General features: G+C 47.9%; 11 protein-coding genes. 6 read left to right on the top strand and 5 right to left on the bottom strand.

The window, feature by feature from the left end; genetic code table 11:
• Positions 1-1020 (bottom strand): ShlB/FhaC/HecB family hemolysin secretion/activation protein (locus tag QMA35_RS15000; RefSeq protein ID WP_281647968.1); only part of this gene is annotated, 1020 nt, incomplete at its 3' end.
• A 528-nt stretch (positions 1021-1548) separates the two neighbouring features.
• Here QMA35_RS15000 and dptF point away from each other — a divergent pair.
• Genes dptF through QMA35_RS14970 form a run of 6 tightly spaced genes read left to right on the top strand, consistent with a single transcriptional unit; the run spans position 1549 to position 12197 of the window.
• Positions 1549-3141 carry a DNA phosphorothioation-dependent restriction protein DptF gene (dptF, locus tag QMA35_RS14995; RefSeq protein WP_281647967.1) on the top strand — a complete coding sequence of 531 codons (1593 nt, stop codon included), beginning with the start codon at positions 1549-1551 and terminating at the stop codon, positions 3139-3141.
• A 1-nt stretch (position 3142) separates the two neighbouring features.
• Positions 3143-4486 (top strand): DNA phosphorothioation-dependent restriction protein DptG, encoded by a 1344-nt coding sequence (gene dptG / locus QMA35_RS14990; RefSeq protein WP_281647966.1) that lies wholly within the window; start codon positions 3143-3145, stop codon positions 4484-4486.
• Positions 4467-9602, top strand: a complete 5136-nt coding sequence (dptH, locus tag QMA35_RS14985) for a DNA phosphorothioation-dependent restriction protein DptH (protein ID WP_281647965.1) — start codon at positions 4467-4469, stop codon at positions 9600-9602. The genes dptG and dptH overlap by 20 nt, the downstream gene beginning before the upstream one ends.
• Positions 9581-10462, top strand: a complete 882-nt coding sequence (locus QMA35_RS14980) for a phosphorothioated DNA-binding restriction endonuclease (RefSeq protein WP_348650950.1) — start codon at positions 9581-9583, stop codon at positions 10460-10462. The genes dptH and QMA35_RS14980 overlap by 22 nt, the downstream gene beginning before the upstream one ends.
• Positions 10463-11011 (top strand): hypothetical protein, encoded by a 549-nt coding sequence (locus QMA35_RS14975; protein WP_281647963.1) that lies wholly within the window; start codon positions 10463-10465, stop codon positions 11009-11011.
• A complete protein-coding gene (locus QMA35_RS14970; RefSeq protein WP_281647962.1) occupies positions 11004-12197 on the top strand; it encodes a DGQHR domain-containing protein in 1194 nt (397 codons plus the stop codon). The genes QMA35_RS14975 and QMA35_RS14970 overlap by 8 nt, the downstream gene beginning before the upstream one ends.
• A gap of 39 nt (positions 12198-12236) precedes the next feature.
• Here QMA35_RS14970 and QMA35_RS14965 read toward each other — a convergent pair whose 3' ends face one another.
• Genes QMA35_RS14965 through dndB form a run of 4 tightly spaced genes read right to left on the bottom strand, consistent with a single transcriptional unit; the run spans position 12237 to position 17233 of the window.
• Positions 12237-12587, bottom strand: a complete 351-nt coding sequence (locus QMA35_RS14965) for a DndE family protein (RefSeq protein ID WP_281647961.1) — start codon at positions 12585-12587, stop codon at positions 12237-12239.
• Positions 12577-14613 carry a DNA sulfur modification protein DndD gene (dndD, locus tag QMA35_RS14960; protein WP_281647960.1) on the bottom strand — a complete coding sequence of 679 codons (2037 nt, stop codon included), beginning with the start codon at positions 14611-14613 and terminating at the stop codon, positions 12577-12579. Before dndD ends, QMA35_RS14965 begins: the two co-directional genes overlap by 11 nt.
• The gene (gene dndC, locus QMA35_RS14955; protein ID WP_281647959.1) at positions 14610-16139 is read right to left on the bottom strand and encodes a DNA phosphorothioation system sulfurtransferase DndC; all 1530 of its coding nucleotides are present in this window, start codon (positions 16137-16139) and stop codon (positions 14610-14612) included. Before dndC ends, dndD begins: the two co-directional genes overlap by 4 nt.
• Positions 16136-17233: a DNA sulfur modification protein DndB gene (gene dndB, locus QMA35_RS14950; protein WP_281647958.1), complete on the bottom strand. Its 1098-nt coding sequence runs from the start codon at positions 17231-17233 to the stop codon at positions 16136-16138. Before dndB ends, dndC begins: the two co-directional genes overlap by 4 nt.
• Positions 17234-17281 lie beyond the last annotated feature (48 nt).

Genomic DNA, 17281 nt, shown 5'->3' with positions numbered 1-17281 from the left:
ACTGACGGACGTTTTACTGCTTTGATCACGGTGCAAAACCCGGCTGAGTCTGAGCTTGTGAGTCCGGGTATTTCCTTCCAAGGCAAAACGGATCGAGGAAAGGGTTCGACGACTGTCGTAATCGCTATAGCTAAAATTGTATGCCAGGTTCCAGTAACCATAAGGCACGCTGTAATCCAGACTGACACTGCGGGATTGTTTATAACGATCACTCACGGCATCTTTTGCCAAGCTCACACTCATTTGGTCACTGACACCCAATGGATTATCCCACTGAATTTGCCCCTGCCATTTTCTGTCGCCCGTGGTTTCATCACCATTGTTATGCTTGCCAATAGATAACCTCCAGGGCTTGGATGGTGTATTACTGACACGGGCAGCCGTTTCGCCCGGCTTTTGTCCAGGCAATAACTTTAATTGTGCGGCGTTAGAAGGCAGGCGGTTGAGCTGGTCCATCCCCTGCTCAAGCTCCCGAATATTGAGGTAACTACCGGTTTGTTTTGGGAAACTGAAGGCAAGCTGTTTCGGTGTTAAATCACTCTCCGGAGCAGCCTCAAGCAAAGACAATACCCCTTCCACCACTAGGACAGTTAGCGTACCGCTCTTGAGATTCTGCTCCGGGACATAAGCTCGAGTTGTGATAAAGCCTTTTTCAACGTACAAATTGGTAATGGCACGAATTAACTGATCAATTCCGCCAATACCCATACAGGTATTGAGTAAAGGGTCCGTTAATGTCCTTTGCACCCGCTCAGGAAGAAGTGTGACGCCCTGCAAATCAATAATACGTATATCAAAGCATTGTCCGCCTTCAGGCACACTTTCTTCAGAAGAGACTGTATCGACAACTGGTTTTTGCAACTCCCTCAGCTTATCCGCCTGTTCCTTCAGCAGCTGTTCCTGACGCTGACGGTTCAGATCGCGATCACCGGGGTTAGAAGGAAATTCGACGGCATGAGCGGGTAAAAGAGAGAGACCGAATAGCGCAACTGCGCACCAATTTCTTAGCGCATACAACATCCTGACAACAACCTCTGAAAATACTTATGCAGTGATTTATATTGTTCTTATCTGCATTATCAGTTAATTGTCGTGCAGTAGATCACAAAACAAACAAAATCAACAAGTCCATTACGCTGAGTTGAGTGGTCACTTTTACCAGAATGGTGAATAGAATGACTTAAAACATCACCCGAAGTGGTGGTTACGAGTGCGACTCCGATGCAGCAGGTGATGCGTGAGTTACTACCGGCAACTGGAAACAATTCTCCCCCAACAGCACCGGTCATCGAACCTACCGGCACTGTTTTGGGTGTAAAAGCAGACCAATTAAAGACCATTCCCCTGTCACAACAAGTCCATCATCATGGCCTACTATACAATCCACAAACCTCAAAATCCCTACCAATAGCGCCCAACCCACGACACCGGTAGAATGCTTGTCATTAAAGTCAATTTAAACTAGCGCACAATCCTCCTATCCAGAAACCGTAGCTGGAGGGCGGTAGCGTGCCTGGTTGAAACGCATACTCTCTGCCGAGCTCAGATATGATTCTTCGCAAAATGCTCGACACCCTGTCGCGGTCGTCTGCCCATGCCGTTTCGACGCTGGACAACCGCAACAGCAGTGCCGTGAAAAGCTATCTCTATATAGAGACAGAGATAGAACAGACATTCAAAGAAATGCTGCAAAACACCACGCAGCCCGACCAGATTATTTTTCTGTGCGGTAGCTCTGGTGATGGTAAGTCAGAAATACTGGCCCGCAACCACGAGACGTTCCGTGACCAGCTGGACTTCCACTTCGATGCCACCCATAGTTTTCATCGGGATAAAGATGCTATAGCGACGCTTAACGACACATTTACCCAACACAAAGCCAGTAACAAGCCTATGGTGGTGGGCATCAACACCGGCATGATGTTCAACTACTCCGACAGCGGAGCAGATGAACATCAGGATATCAAAGAGACCTTCCGTGCCTACCTGGGCGACAAGCAAAGCTCACCCAACGCCAACCACACGTTCCTGAATTTTGAGGACTACCCAAAATACAAGCTTATCCGGGATCAGTTCCTGTCTCCCTTTATTAAAGATCTGCTCACCAGGCTCACCATAGCCGATGAGAAAAATCCTTTCTTCCATGTCTGGATGCAGGAAGACAGTGATCCGATTTTGCACAGCAACTTCCGTATGCTGCAGCAAGAGAGTGTGCAGGATGTCATTATCAATACTTTGCTCAAGCTGCGCCTGAAGAACGACGTATTCCTCACAGCAAGAACCATTCTCGATTTTGTACACCACATCCTTACCGGTCCGAACTATTTGTTCGACAACCTGTTTGCCAGTGAAAAAACCGATCTATTTAAAGCTCTCCGCCAGTTCGACCCCTGCACTGTACGCTCCCGCGAGATCGACCTTTTTCTTATCCAAAGCTCACTGACGTTTGATGACCCGGAGTTTCAAGCATTTCAAGACAGCGTTGCAGAATGGATTAATCCTAAAGATATCGCGCAAAAGCCCGGCAGCTGGGTACGGCTATTCTGCCTGCTGCAGGATATTGATATTAGCAACAACTTCCACCAGCGCTTTAAAGACAACTTCCGTAGTGAGCTGTTTGAAGAGTATGTCCGCATCTGGAAGCTGCACACCATTTACGAGGGTGATTCCAAAGAGCGGAAAGAGCTGAAGAACTTCTATAAGAAAGGCTTGGTCAGCGCCTTGCTCGGTTTTGCTAACCGCTTTGCTCCCAGCTTGAGTCTGAAAAGCCAGATATTCCTGAACGACTATAACGGCTACCAGGTCTCTGCCAAGGCAGAAATCCGGGAGAGTCTTAAGCAGGTTCAGCAGAGTGAGAACCGCCCTGCCCGCTTGGGTTACTTCAATGCCTGCCTAAAGCTGGGTGATGAAGATTTGGTACCGCTACCAATTTCGGTCAACTTCCTCGACCTGATACGCAAGATCAACCGAGGATACCGCCCTAACCGACACGACAAAAACAACATCATCATCCTTGAAGAAGTGATCGAAGATATTACCTCCCGCATCCGCAACACCGACAAACTCTTCATCCAGAAGAAAGATGAATCGTGGGCGCTGATCAACGATGTCGATGAAGACGAAATTCGGGTGGAGCGCTGATATGAACCTGATAGAACAACTCACCACAGCTCTGACCGATGCCAAGCCCGATAACCGCAACACCCTGAACAGTTATCTGCCTTACCGAAACAAAGGCAATAACTTCAACTACAGCTACGTTGCAGGTCACACTCTTGGGTTATTAATTGGCAAGGTTCTTAATAACAAATTTGATCAGGAAGCCTTTGAGAACGACTGCCTTAAAAAAGTCGGCGACCTGCTCAGTGATGAAAGCTTTACCGAGCATCTGCGCAAGATGTACTTCACTGGCGACGCCCTTTCTCAAGCTGCTCCTGAATTCCTTCTGCTTACTCAACAGAGCAATGAGAAAGGTGCCAGCTCTCACCTGTTTGACATCTTTGAGAGTTTTCTGGCGGCCAACCCTGCATCCATCAAGCTACAGAGCAACCCCAACTTTATCGAAGAAAAATTTTTGGAGGTTCTGGATGAAAATTTTGCCGACCTGACTGCCGAGCAGAAAGCCAGCACTCAAGCCCCCTACCTACCTTTTCTCGCCAGAAACTTTGTGAAAGATCTGGGTTTCCTGAGTCATAAAACAGATTTTCTCTTGCAGCATTTAGAGCAGTTTATTGAACTGTACAACTTCCTCTACTGCTCTCAGTTAGCCCTGAATATTCGGGACTGGCCAAACGGAGAACCTCAGAGCAAGCCTTTATTCTTTATTCTGGATACAGAAAAAGCCAGCCAGGAACGTACGGATATTCAACACTATGGCTACCAGTCACTCTATCGAGCGTCTGCCCATGTGTTCCCCATCCTTTCGATGCTGGAACAGCTGAATAAAAACCCAGATAAAACCCATCAAAAGCAACCTCTTTGGAAATTTGCCGACGCTATTCGCAAGGCGGATACCGAAACAGAGACACAACTGAAAGACGTTATAGAGAGCTTCGCTCAGGAGTTCTTCGAATCTCGTGGGCTCACCAAAACCTATGAATACTCTAGTGGCGCGATTGACTCACTGCGTCGCTTATTCCATTATGCCGAAGACCAGTTCCAGGTTGAAAAGGGCGACCGCAAAACTGTTCGTAAAAACTACCAAAAAGAATTTGAAAAGCATGTAGCACGTCATTTTGTTCAACTTCGGGGGCGTACAGGACGAGTTCTGGTTATGAACCAGGATTACCTGCTACTGCTGACCAACCTCGTCATCGGAAAAGAGCGCAAGCTTCATTTCCAAAAGCTGCTCGAAGGCTTCCGCAGCCGTGGTGTGTACTTCGACAAGCAATCTGAACAAAGCCTGATTAGTTTTTACGACCGAGTCGGCAACGTCGACCGTTTGAGTGATAGTGGAGACGCGGTTTATGTCCGAAGCACGATTTGAGCAGTTTCTGGTTACCAGCCTTGAACAATGGTTGGAGAGCCGGATAACCGTCGGCTTCCGCTACCAATATCAATCCCCTGATGCCGAGAACACGCGTCGCTTATTTGTAGAGCTACGGCACAGGGCTTCGGGAACGGTTGCCTTTAAAGGAGCACAACTCCCCTATCTGCAGATCAATAATACTCGTTTAATTTGTATCGCCCACGCTGGCTCTAATCAGGATTTTGCCGAAGGAGATAACGAGAACTTTATCTCCACGCTGCGGGATGAAGTCGCCGGGCAAAGTGAAGCCATGGCGGGTAGCGCTCTGTTAGTGGTGCATAACAGCTTGCTGGACACCCTCATTAACAGTGCCGAGGACTTGGCTGCGCAGGATGCAGTGTGGTCACCTGAAACAATAGAGCGCCGCCTTCAAAAACACTTCAACTCTGAGGTCAAAACCTGTCAGCTCACCCTGAACCTGCTGAGTTGGCAAACTGCCTTGATCAAAGAAGAAGGCGACAGCATGTTTGGCTTTGAGCCACTGTTCAATGCTGTCGCCACTGGCAAAGAACCCGACCTAACCTCACTGGGCTTGCTGCCCGATACTGCCCTTGTCCTGAACAACAGTGAAAAGCAGATCCAGAAGCGGCTCGAAGATAACCGCCAACTGAAAGAAGAGATTGCTACGGTTGTTGAGCACTTCCCGGAAGAAATCAGCGAACGGCTGTCTGATTTCGGTGATAAATTTATTGAAAAACATATCACCGGTGATGAGCCTGACTGGGCAACGCTGGATATCCAAAATTTCTGGGACGAGATGGACTCTCAGAAGAATCAGGCGCTTGCCTTTCATACCATTGAATCTGAAACCTGCAAGCTGGTTGGCCCCCGCAACAAAAGCGAAAGCTCTGCCGGTAAGCGGGAAAAGCACCTTATTCTCCTCGCTGGAGAAGAGACATTCTCCGTGCCTCTCAAGGTAACTTTTTTTGGTAATGATATTGAGAAGCGTCAGTTCTCCATTAAAAACAATAAAGAACTGGAAACGCTTGAACTGAAGGGGAAGAAAACCAAAGGTAAGTTCACGCTCGCTACAGAAATCCCCTGGAGCGGCAAGCCGACATATCTCACCCTACGCTTGGATAGAACCAAATCCAGCGAAAAGCATACCTTCCATATTCTGGTACTGCAGGATGAGCAGTTTCACTTGGCAGCGTTTGAAAACCGTTTTCTGATTAACCCTGCTAATAAGAAGAAACTGCTGGTTCTGCAAACCGATGAACATGAACTGGTTGTGAACCCGGCTCTTACCGATACCCAGCAGCTTTCCAATAATAACCAGGTCATCTCCACCAGCGAATATGGCGTGGTGAACTATCAGGAGCTGTACGAGCAATCGGACATTGTGCAGTTTGAAGTTGAGTGCGAAGGCAGCCTGCTCAAATTCCAGATTGAGGGCGAGGTCGGCCAGGACAGCTTAACCCTCCCCCTGCTTATGGACGAAGGGCGCTTCAACCTATTGTTCAACGACAGCTACAACGGTCAGTTTATTCCCACCAAAGGCCGCGTGGTGCTAGATAACCAGGAGAACCGGGTTTTTTTCAATCGTCTCAAACTTCTGGAGCTGGAACACCAACTGATCGAACAAAACTGGCTCTACCTGTCAGACAAAGCCAACGGGGAAAGCATTAAAGCCCTGAACATCGCGCGTTTTGCACCTGACCTGTATGAAGCCTGGCAAGGTTTGAGTAAATACTTCACCGGTAAGCGAACCCAACCCTCTCTCGCCTCCTGGGGCCCAGAGTTGGTGGAGAAAACCCGCGCCTATGTGGATGCCTATATTGAACAGCTAGACGCCCTGCCGCTGGATAAGAACCTAACCGTCGAAGCCCGACAGCTACTGCAGATTGGCTACGTAAGCGCGGAAGGCAAGGAGTATATTTCTCCCCTGCACCCACTGGTACTGGCTTATTACCTGCAGCTGGTCGACAGCATTCGTGCTGACGAAGCCAACCGCTCCTTCAAAAACCTGCCACCGGTTACACGCAAGCGCCTTAACCCTCGTGGATTGTTGCCGTTTATGTTCTCCAACGAACACGGCTTCTGTTACACTCAGGTGATTGATGAAAACCCCTTCTGGCTGGAAGTCGTGCCTCGTCAAGATACCAGCTATGCCTTTGTTACCAAGCTGGTACGGGAAAAGGTTGAAGAGTTTATTAAAACCTTTGGTGAGCTGTTCTCTCAAGTGGACAGCGCACCACTGATTATTAACTCCATCAATAACGGTGAAAACAAAGAAGTCTTCCAGGGGCTGCTGAGTTACTACCAGAGCCACCTGCTGGATAGCCGCTGCATTCATGTCAACCTGTACGACAATACATTGTGCGAAACCGAGTTTGATCGCTTTGCTGAGATGGGGTCTTATGACCTGATCAAGCAAGCGTACCGGCTCGATAAAGGCAAGGCGCGAGAAAATGCCGATACCATTATCGACCTGCTACGAACCCGCCTCTCATTCAGTAAGTTCAAACATGAGGAGCAGGAGGGAGAACCTAAACAGCAGACTTACGCCCACCTGAGTTTCTTTAAGAACAACCAGAAGATTGACTGTGTCGATATCGACATGACCAAACACACCTCCGGCCTGGCTTGTGGTGGTTTGTTGAATGGCGAGTCGTCCCGCAGTGAGCATGGCAGTTACTACACCGCCTTCGGTTTGGAGAATATTGACGCTGAACAGCCTCACCTGAAACTGGCTCAACTGATTGGACGCCTGCTGAAACCGGCGCGCAAAGCCAACACTGTGTATGCCAACAACAGCTCTATTGGTTTGGCCGTGAGCGATGTGTTCCGCACCCAGCTGGAACTCTCCTATGCCAGCTCCATCTGGACCACTGTTATTGATCCGAAGGTGACCCTGGACTTCTTCCAGAGCAAAGATCAGCTGCTGATTCACTACTCCGACCAGTACACCAGCTCCGCCGGGTACGATGCTATTACTGTAACCCAGCAGAAAGACTTGTACCGTCGCATGCTCAGCCAGGGTGATGATGATCTGATTGGTGAATACAACGCCTTTAACGGCGAATGGCTGCTCAAGATGATTACCGACCAGGAGAAAGAGCAGAAAGCCAAGCATGGTGTGGTCGGCGCTTGGAAAGTAGTGAGCACACTACTGGGCTCTTCCGATATCACCTGGGTACCGCTCTCTGTGGCGGAGATGATTCGTGTGGCAGGCAATATCGGCCTGAATATGAGCGAAGGTGACTTTGCCCGTTATCACAAGGACGACAAGTTCAAAGGCAAGATCTCCGACGACATTCTGTTTGCAGGCTTTCGGGATGGGCGGCTGTACCTATTACCCGTAGAAGTCAAAACCGGCAACCACGGTTCAGCTTCCCTTGAGAAAGCTCGCGAGCAAGCTTTGGCTTTAGGCCGGTATATGGAAGAAGGCCTGCTGGCTCCGCAAACCTTGGAAGGCAAAATCTACCGAGGTTTGTTTATTCGCCAGGTGCTGATGCAGATTGAAAAGTACCAGCTCTACCATGTTTTTGAAGATCGCTACTTCGATGAAATCCTTAATAACCGGGAATACTGGTTGCAAGGTGATTACACGCTCGGCCACGTGAACGACTACCCCAAAGGCATGGTAGTGGCTCATCTAAGCGGTGAAGCGGCGGCTAAAACCAAGACAGCCGTGATTGACGATGTACTGCAACTGGAAATCCCGGAAGGGTTCCTGGACATGCTGGTAGCCAAACCTCTGGGCGAGCTGCAACCGATGCTCACAGAGGCCAACAACCTGGCTATCCCAAAAGAGTATTACATGGCCTCCGGGCTGGAAGGCTCTGCGCTAGAGCAGCCAACAGAGACTGAAGACGACAGTGATACCGAAACCTCTGAGGAGCCCACCACAGAGGAACAAGCATCAGAAAAGACTGAGCAGCTCGTTGATGCGCTTCCAACCGCCACCGTAGAACCCGAAGTACAAATGGCAGAGAGTGAGGGGCCACTCAAGGTTTTGTTTGGTAGTGATCAGTTTACCGGTAGCCCGGTATATTGGGAGCCAACCAATACCAACAAACTGCTGAACCCCAATACCGCCATCATTGGCACCATGGGTACCGGTAAAACCCAGTTTACCAAGAGTCTGATTACCCAGCTGATGCGGAACCAGCATCACAATGTGGATGGCTTGCCCATTGGTATTTTGATTTTCGATTACAAAGCCGACTATGTGAAAGACGACTTTGTACAGGCGACCAATGCCAAGGTGTTTGATCTTTATAATCTGCCGTTTAACCCCTTTGCCCTGTTTGGTAGCAAACCCATGTTGCCAGTGCATACAGCTAACCTGTTCCGCAGCACGCTAGCGACAGCGTTTAACCTGGGTAATAAACAGCAGAATAAAGTTCGCACACTGGTAATGGAGGCATACGATAAAGCTGGCATCAAACCCAATGACTCAAGCACCTGGAGCCGCCCTGCTCCAACTGTGCAGCAGGTGTGGGATATCTTTATGGATCAGGAGAAGGTTGAGGAAGATTCCCTCTATGCCGCACTCTCTGACCTGACCAGCTTCCAGATCTTTGAGCCAGACCCCAGCAAGACAGAATCTCTGCATGACCTGGTGAGTGGTGTAACGGTGATTAACCTCTCCGGTTATGACCCACAGATTCAGAACCTTGTCGTCGCCATTACACTGGATATCTTCTACAACCAGATGCATCAGCAAGGCAGCTCAAAGATTGACGGAGCTTTCCGCCAACTCAGCAAGTTTGTGCTGGTGGACGAAGCCGACAACTTTATGAAGCAAAACTTCCCCAGCCTGCGGATGATTATGAAGGAAGGCCGGGAGTTTGGTGTGGGTACCATCCTCTCCACCCAGGAACTCAGCCACTTCAAAACCAGCGAGAATAACTACGCCAGTTATATCCTCAGCTGGATTGTGCACCAGGTGAAAGAGATTAAGGCACAGGATGTGCGGATGGTGTTTAAGACCACCAACAAGGCTGAAGACGACAAGGCTATTGAACAGATACAGGGGCTGGAGAAACATATCTCCTATCACATTGGTGGCAATGAGAAGCCTCGCAAGATTAAAGACAAAGCATTCTGGGAGTTAATTCAAAACTAATGGAATTGGACTTAAACGTATGGAAGCGTGGCAGTCAGCGAGCGGTTCATAAACCGCTCCTGCTGCTGTATGCGCTGTCACAGTATCAGAAAGGTCATGACCGCTTTTTCTCCTACAAGGAGATAGATGAACCACTTAAAGACTTACTGATTGAGTTTGGGCCTTACCGGAAATCTCATCACCCACAGTACCCTTTCTGGCGATTGCAGAATGATGGTATCTGGGAGTTAAAGAACCACGAAAAGGCACAACCCCGCTCCAGCAATACAGACGCAAAGAAATCTGAGCTTCTGAAGTACAATGTTGCTGGCGGCCTGACGAAGAAAGAGTTTGATAACATCACCAGCAGTCAGGACAAGATGGCTCGTGCGATTGGAGAACTACTAGAGAAATTCTTTCCTGAAACTATCCATGACGATATTGTTGAGAAACTGGATATTCAGGAGTACCTCAACAAACCCCATAAGCGTGACCCCGACTTTCGCCGAAAAGTTCTGACGGCTTATGGGTATAAATGCGCTGTTTGTGGGTTTGATTGTCGGTTAGGCCATGCATCTATTGGGCTTGAGGCTGCTCATATTAAGTGGCATCAAAGCAAAGGGCCATCGACAGTTGAAAATGGTATAGCCATGTGCGCACTCCACCACAAAGCGTTTGATCGCGGTGTTTTCACAATAACCGAAAACCATACCATTGAAGTAAGTAAATATGCGTACGGTAGTTCAGAAACTCAGCGGCAAATCATAGTGAGACACAATAATAAAATTAGTCTGCCATATGATCCTACACAAACACCAAGCTCTATTTTTCTAACATGGCATAAGAAAAATATCTTCAACAACTCAAAAAGAGATTTATAAATGAGTAAATATAAGGAATGGGCCAACCTTAAAGAGAAAGTATGGCAAGATCTCTCAAATGGCGCTCGCTCTCCAGCACCTCTTTTATATCTTATAACAATCATAATCGTTGCTGGCGGAGTGGGCGTTTGGTTCCCAATAACTCAAGGATCTGGCGACATAAAAGCTAATCTTATGACATATGTTTTTGCTTTAATTTCAGCAATACTCGCAGATTTCCTTCTAGAAGAAAAAGATAAAACACAAAGTTACAACATGCTTGTTATCTCCATTGTTGTTGTGATCATTGCCCTTACTGTATATACGATAACAGCATCAGGTACGGGCAATTTAAATGCCAGCATTTCATCATATATCCCAATTGGGATCGCTACTATATTACTTTGGACGGTATGGTGGATACTTATCCCAAAAACCAAGTTTGACTTAGAACAAGAGACCATAAAAAGTTCAACAATAGGTACGCCAGAGCCTGCATCAAACGCGAAGAACAGATCACTAAGTGCATTAAAGAGTGCAAGAAAAGCAGAGGGATCAAATAATGAATAATTTCTACCTCGACCCTATAGCTATAAGAGTCAACCAACCTTTAGGTGCATTTTTTGTAACCAGTATCAGCGCCAGAAAACTTTTAAACATTACATACTCAGCCCCTGCAATAACAAAAGAAGACGGGACTGGTATCGATGGGACACAACGACTTGAGAGCGAAAAGCGTTTGAAGGAAATCGCTGACTATATTGGAACAAAAGAAGCAGCCTTCCCAAACGCAATAATCATTGGTGCAAATTATTCTGAAGATGGTTATTTCCACGGAGATGATGATGAAATATCTTGGAAATACAATAATGGTAAATTAACTATACCCACAGAGAAAAAGCTTGGCTCTATAATTGATGGGCAACATAGACTTCATGCATTTAATTATTGCGCAGACAAAGACAAAGATATAGAACTCTTATGTGCAGTATATATAGATCTGCCCATCCCTTTTCATGCCTTCCTATTTTCGACAATAAACTTCAATCAAAAGAAGGTTGACAGGAGCTTAGCATATAATCTCTTCGGCTTTGATATAGAGAGTTCTGACGAAAACACATGGGTTCCTGAAACATTAGCCGTTTCAATCGCAAGGCGCTTGAACTTAGAAGAATCACCATTTAAAGACAAAGTATCACTAGGGTTAGCAGATAAACGTGAATACAATACTAAGTGGCAAGTGTCTATGGCTGCAATTGTCGACGGAATATTGAAATTAATTTCAAAAAATCCTAAAAAAGACAGGCACGATTTGCTCTCTATAAGCAAATCCAACCGCACTAGGGACAAGTTGGAGAATAATGATGGAACCCCACTACGCTTTTTGTACATAGAAGGCTATGATGAAGCCATATATGAAATAATATTCAATTACTTTAGTGCGATGAAGCAATTAATCTGGGACAACGCCCCACCCGATACATTCATCACTAAAACAGTTGGAATACAAGCATCTTTTGACGTATTACTTTCTCTTTTGAACGAGTTCAAAGAAAACCTCGATGGCGACCTAGATTACTTTATCACTAAGCTTAGCGCCGCAAAAAATGTCCCTTTTACGGGAATTGAAGCTTCTGGAAAAGGAAGATCTCAGATTAAAAAAATGCTCTTGGTTTTATGCGATATACGAAAACCAGAACAACTCGGTATAAATCTCCATAGCGCTCCTTATAGTCAAATTACAAAAAAACAATAAAGCTTCTCCTTCTACGCCGCGTGTCAAAGAAGAGGTGGCTTACGCCACCCTTCCTTTACACTTCACAAAAAGATCACTCAGATTATTCACTCCAGAGAATAACCCCATCCCATCATCCACCAGCTGGGCAACAACCTTGCCCAGTTCGGCATCCTGCACCTGCTGGCGAATCAGCATGGCATAAGTGTCTGCATGCTCCCCCAGCAAGGTATTGGTATTAAACTCCTGCCCATCCATCTTTGAGTTAACCCGCTTTTTAAGCGAGCCCGCTTCCAGCGCCTGAGCGATAGCCAGGCGGCAGAGGATGTTGGGTGTCAGGCCGGTACGGCCCTTCACCATAGCCAGAGTGTCGGTGGCCTTTTTGGAGATACGAATTCGATTAGGCAACATCCGGGGTAAACTCCTCTACCACTGCTTCTTCTTCCAACTTCTGACCAAAATATCTGCGCTCCATAAACTCGGAGTGTCCGTCATCCGGGAAGTATTCTACTTCGTACACATGGGAGATATGAGGTGACAGGGTTTTGAAGTAGGCCTGGTCAATCTCGGTATCTGTCGACAGAATGACCACCTGATGACTGGCTGTGGGAAAGTAATTCTCCACCAGCTTTCCACGGTGCTTACTGTCCAGGCGGCCCAATGGGGTATCAATAATAATGGGCAGTTTACGGCCAGAGGTTTTCGCCAAAGCTTCCAGAATAGCGATAGCAAAAATCTGCTTTTCACCGGCAGAAAGCTGCTGTTTGTTAATCTCTTCGCCGTTTTTGTTCAGCAGGCGAACATCAAAGTTTTTCGGATCGATGCGTGCTTCCAGGCTGATATCGTCTTTGCGGGCCAGCTTACGGAAGGAACGTACAAACTCCTGCTCCAACTGCTTCACTTTATTGACTGTGGTTTTCGCAGCAAACTCATTCAGCAGCTCACGTGAACTACGGGCCATCTGGTAAGCACGGTTACTGGAGAAGTTAGAGCTGAATTCCTGCTCTTTCTTCTGCATTTTCCGCATAAGATCCATTGCCTCACGCAAGGCCTTGCGTGCCTCTTCTTTGGCAATAGCTCCCTTCCCGGTTTCATTGGAGCGTTGCTCGTTTAACGTGCGCAAGTGCTCTAACTCATCCTGCAGGAAGGCTTCGTCCGGTGCCCGCTCAAGGTTCTTGCTGGCATTATCCAGTTGCTGCTGAACGGCTGCCAGGTTGTCGCCCAGTTCCAGCATTTGCGTGCGCGCTGCAGGCAACACTTCTTTTACCAGATGATTGATGCGCGAAAACTCACGTTCTGAGCAGTCATGCACAACATTGATCTGTTTGATCTCAGCAAATACATCGGAGAAAGCCTGGGTGATGGCTACATCAACGGCATCTTTGTCTTTAAGAGATTTCTCCAGAGACTTTTTCAGGACGTTAATCTTTTTATTCAGCGTCACCTTGAGGAGCTGCTGCTTTTTATAGTCCTGCTCTTTCTCAAGCTGCGTCAGCAGTTCTTCTACTTTGCCGAATGCTAAAACCAGTGGAAAGCCCGAAGCCATGCATTCACGTATTTGTGCTTCAAGGTTTTTCTTCTCAACCAGCAGCTCGTTGACCCGCTCTTTCTCGTCAGAGCGTGACCGTGCCCACTCACCACCTTTACTGGAGATATAGCCTTCTGACTTTTTAATATCAGAATCAATACCACCAATTTGTCTTACGGACTCACTATGCGCGTCCAGCGCCTCTTTATAGGACGCATAAGCAATCTCGTATTCACTCTTGAGATCAGCAATCTGTTGCTGGTGCTCTTCCGGCATGGCTGCCGTATTCTTCTCTCTAAGATAGATAGCCAGGTCATCACGCATACGGGTGATAACATCCAGCCCCAGCAGTTTTCTGATGGCAGAACCCAGTGCCCGGCCGGTTTTGTCTTCCGCCAGTTCTGCAATCTTCTCACCATCGAAAAAGAACAGATCAGACACACCGATGGGCACCAGCTCTTTCAAAAAGCCCTGACACTGGTCGTAGCTCAACTCTTTGAGCAACGTGCCGTCTTTTTCAATACGTAGGGTTTCATTGACCTTGTCGCTCGCCCCACTCACCGTCCATTCGCGCTTAACGGTATAGCGGGATACTTCACCACGGGTGGCGTAGCTAAAGGTCAGGTGAATTCTGGCAGAGTTTGCCTGCACCAAAGAGTTACGGCTTCGGTGAATCGACTCTTGCAGATAGGCGTGATATTCCTTGTTGGAAACATTACTGCCCAAACTATGGCGGCCGTACAACGCTAGGCGGATGGCAGTAAGCGTGGTGGTTTTACCTGCACCGTTCAAGCCACCAAACAAAATAATCGGGCGTTTGCGGCCGTTGCGCATACGCGGCGTGAGATCAACAGTCTCTTTACCGTTAATCACCCGAAAGTCACACATTTCCAGCTGTTCGAGGATCATGCTAACTCCTCGTACTTTTCACGCAATTCGTTCATCTCTTTCTCATAGCTATCCAGCTGTTTGATACTGCCCATGCGGTATTCATGGCTACCATCAGCATCCCAGTCCTGTTCCAGCAGGCTCTCCATTTTACGCAGCAAACCACGGCGCACACTCAAACCTTCCATAGACAGTTCCAGCTCGATTAATTTCATAATCAACTCCGCAGGAACCTCGTATTCTTCTTCCAGTTCTTTCAGAAGGTCGGCATCTGGTTTGGTAAAGGCACCAGCATCATTCTCAACCCAATCCAGATCTTCACCATACACTTCCCGGTATATCGCAGGCAGACAATCGGTCCAGTCCGGGTCCAGCGGGTCGTGCAACCACTCTTTGCGAATTGCGTGCAGTTCCGGGCGGGTGATCAGTTCAATATCCTGACCTTCTGCCCGCAAATCGCGTTCAATGGTCAGCAGCTCTTTCAGCCACTCTTGCCGCACACTCATTTTGTAAGGGCCAAAGGCACGCTTGATTTCACGAGAGCCATCGTCGTTCACATTACGGCTACGAACATAGCTGATACGACCATCACGGCGACGTGTACTGCGCAGAGCTTCTTTGTTTTCAGGCTTGGTGCTATCCCAAAGTTTCTGACGGAACTTGAGCAGTGGAGTCATCCATGTCGCGCCATTTTCAATCAAGCCTTCAATGGCTTTGTCTTTGGTAACGACTGTGCATGTCCAGCAACCAAAGCGAGAGTTACCGCAAGACGGTGTGCTCTTATCAATCACCAGCGGGCACTCACCGGCATTGGAACCTTTGTAGAGATCAAATAACTCACGGTTGCTGCCACCCCAAGGGGCCACTGTTGCCAGCAGATACATCCACACTTCATCGTGAGTCCAGCTCTCGATAGGCATATAGGTGAAAGCGCCGGGCAGAGAGGTATGACGGGCTAGCAAGCTTCCATCAATCTTATGCTTGGCTATTACCTGAGCACGGGAAGAACTTTCCTGGCTACGTGAACCCAGAACAACAATCACCTCACCGAAGCGGGCGACTTTATCCATAATAAATTCACTGACTGGATCAATCTTCATCCGCTCCGTGCACCAGCGGAATGATGTCGTAGGTGCCGGGTAGCCCTTACCTAAAAGATTGGCCCAGAAGGTTTGATCGGTTTTGGGGAACACCTGATGCGCGGTAATAGGCAAATCATGCTCTTTTGCCCCTTTGTTCACTTCATCAATAACGAACTTGATCTGGTCAACAACAACTGGTGTTTCCACCAGCGTGTCAGAAGAAACAACATAGACGTGCTTGTGCCGCTGCTCAGGTTCCAGATACAGCAAGGCTGTGTAAATCAGGGAAAGAATGGTGGTGGAATCCTTACCACCAGAAAAACCGATCACCCAAGGCTTATCATCATGTTGATAAAGCTCCTGAATTTCGTGCAGCAGGTTTTTCAGGGGACGGCCCGCATAAACAGACATATCGTCCGCCAGCATCTCGTCGATGCTGTTATACAGCATATTATCGGTGGTCATTGATCAAGAGACTCTTCGAGGGCTTCATCCTCGGGGCTTAGTCGTACGCCGAGGGTTTTACGAATAACATTGGCAGTAAGAGCCACACTGATACGGGCCTTACTCAATTTTCCGTGGTGAAGGGCCCGCCCTTCCCACAACTCAACATTGGCGCGTGACCAGTCAATGGCATCCAGTTTATTCAGGTGGGATTGCCAATCTTCCGGGTACTGGCAGAGAAGGTCTGCACCCGCGCACCCCAGAGCGTGGAGTGCCACACCGTGAGAATGTACATAGTTTTGTCGCAGTTCAGAAGATGGTATTTCACGTTTCTGTGCGGCCAGCCAGTCAGGCATTCCCTGACAAACCGAATTCCAGAACTCTGATGCTAAGTCCATCTCCTCTTGCGTAATCACATCTTTGGGTCGCTTGCGTAATAAGCTGCGGCTGGACAGCTTAAGGCTACTCAGCGTGAACAGCTTAATACTGCGGCTGGAGATGCTCGACTTTTCCATCTCGGTCAGTTTTTTAAAGCAAGGAACCTTATCCACGATATAGCAAGCCATCAGCGATGATGGGTCTCGATGATCATACAAAGTGCTGAGCGAATCACTGGGTCGAACAGCATGTTTGTTCAAATCAGCGAACATTTGCTGGCTGCGCTTCAAGCCTTCATCAATGAAGAAAAGCACGGGGATATTGTCATGCCCAAGCTCGCTATTCTCCTTCAAGGCTTCTTCGATAGCTGCACGGCGATGTTGCCCGTCATTAATGAGGATTTGGGCATCCATAGGTACAGAGAGCAAACCAAGGTTTACGGCAACGCCCGTATCGGCCAGCGGCTCAAAGTTAACCTGGTCGTTTATTGAGGCTGTAATCGCAGACAGTGTGTAGTCCTCAATATTATCGACAAGGTAAGAGGCCAGTGCTGGCAACCGGGATTTGTTCAAAATTCTTTGTGCCCGCAGCTCTGGTGGTACCTCTTCTTCATCAAAGACAAAGATTTTCGGTATCAACCTCATCGGGCACATAGCGATATAACAGGGCCGACCAGCCTGGATGCCCCGCACGGCGGGAAACTGGTGGCAAAATTCGCTGAGTTGTCTACGGCTCATGACCCAACCTGTTCGCAAAAAAAAGTATACAGGACGTTAAAAAGTAAG

Origin of the sequence: Parendozoicomonas sp. Alg238-R29, assembly GCF_947331445.1 — a bacterium.
Classification (GTDB): domain Bacteria; phylum Pseudomonadota; class Gammaproteobacteria; order Pseudomonadales; family Endozoicomonadaceae; genus Sansalvadorimonas.
Note: the sequence above shows the minus strand (reverse complement) of the source record. Positions and strands in the feature narration are given on the sequence as shown.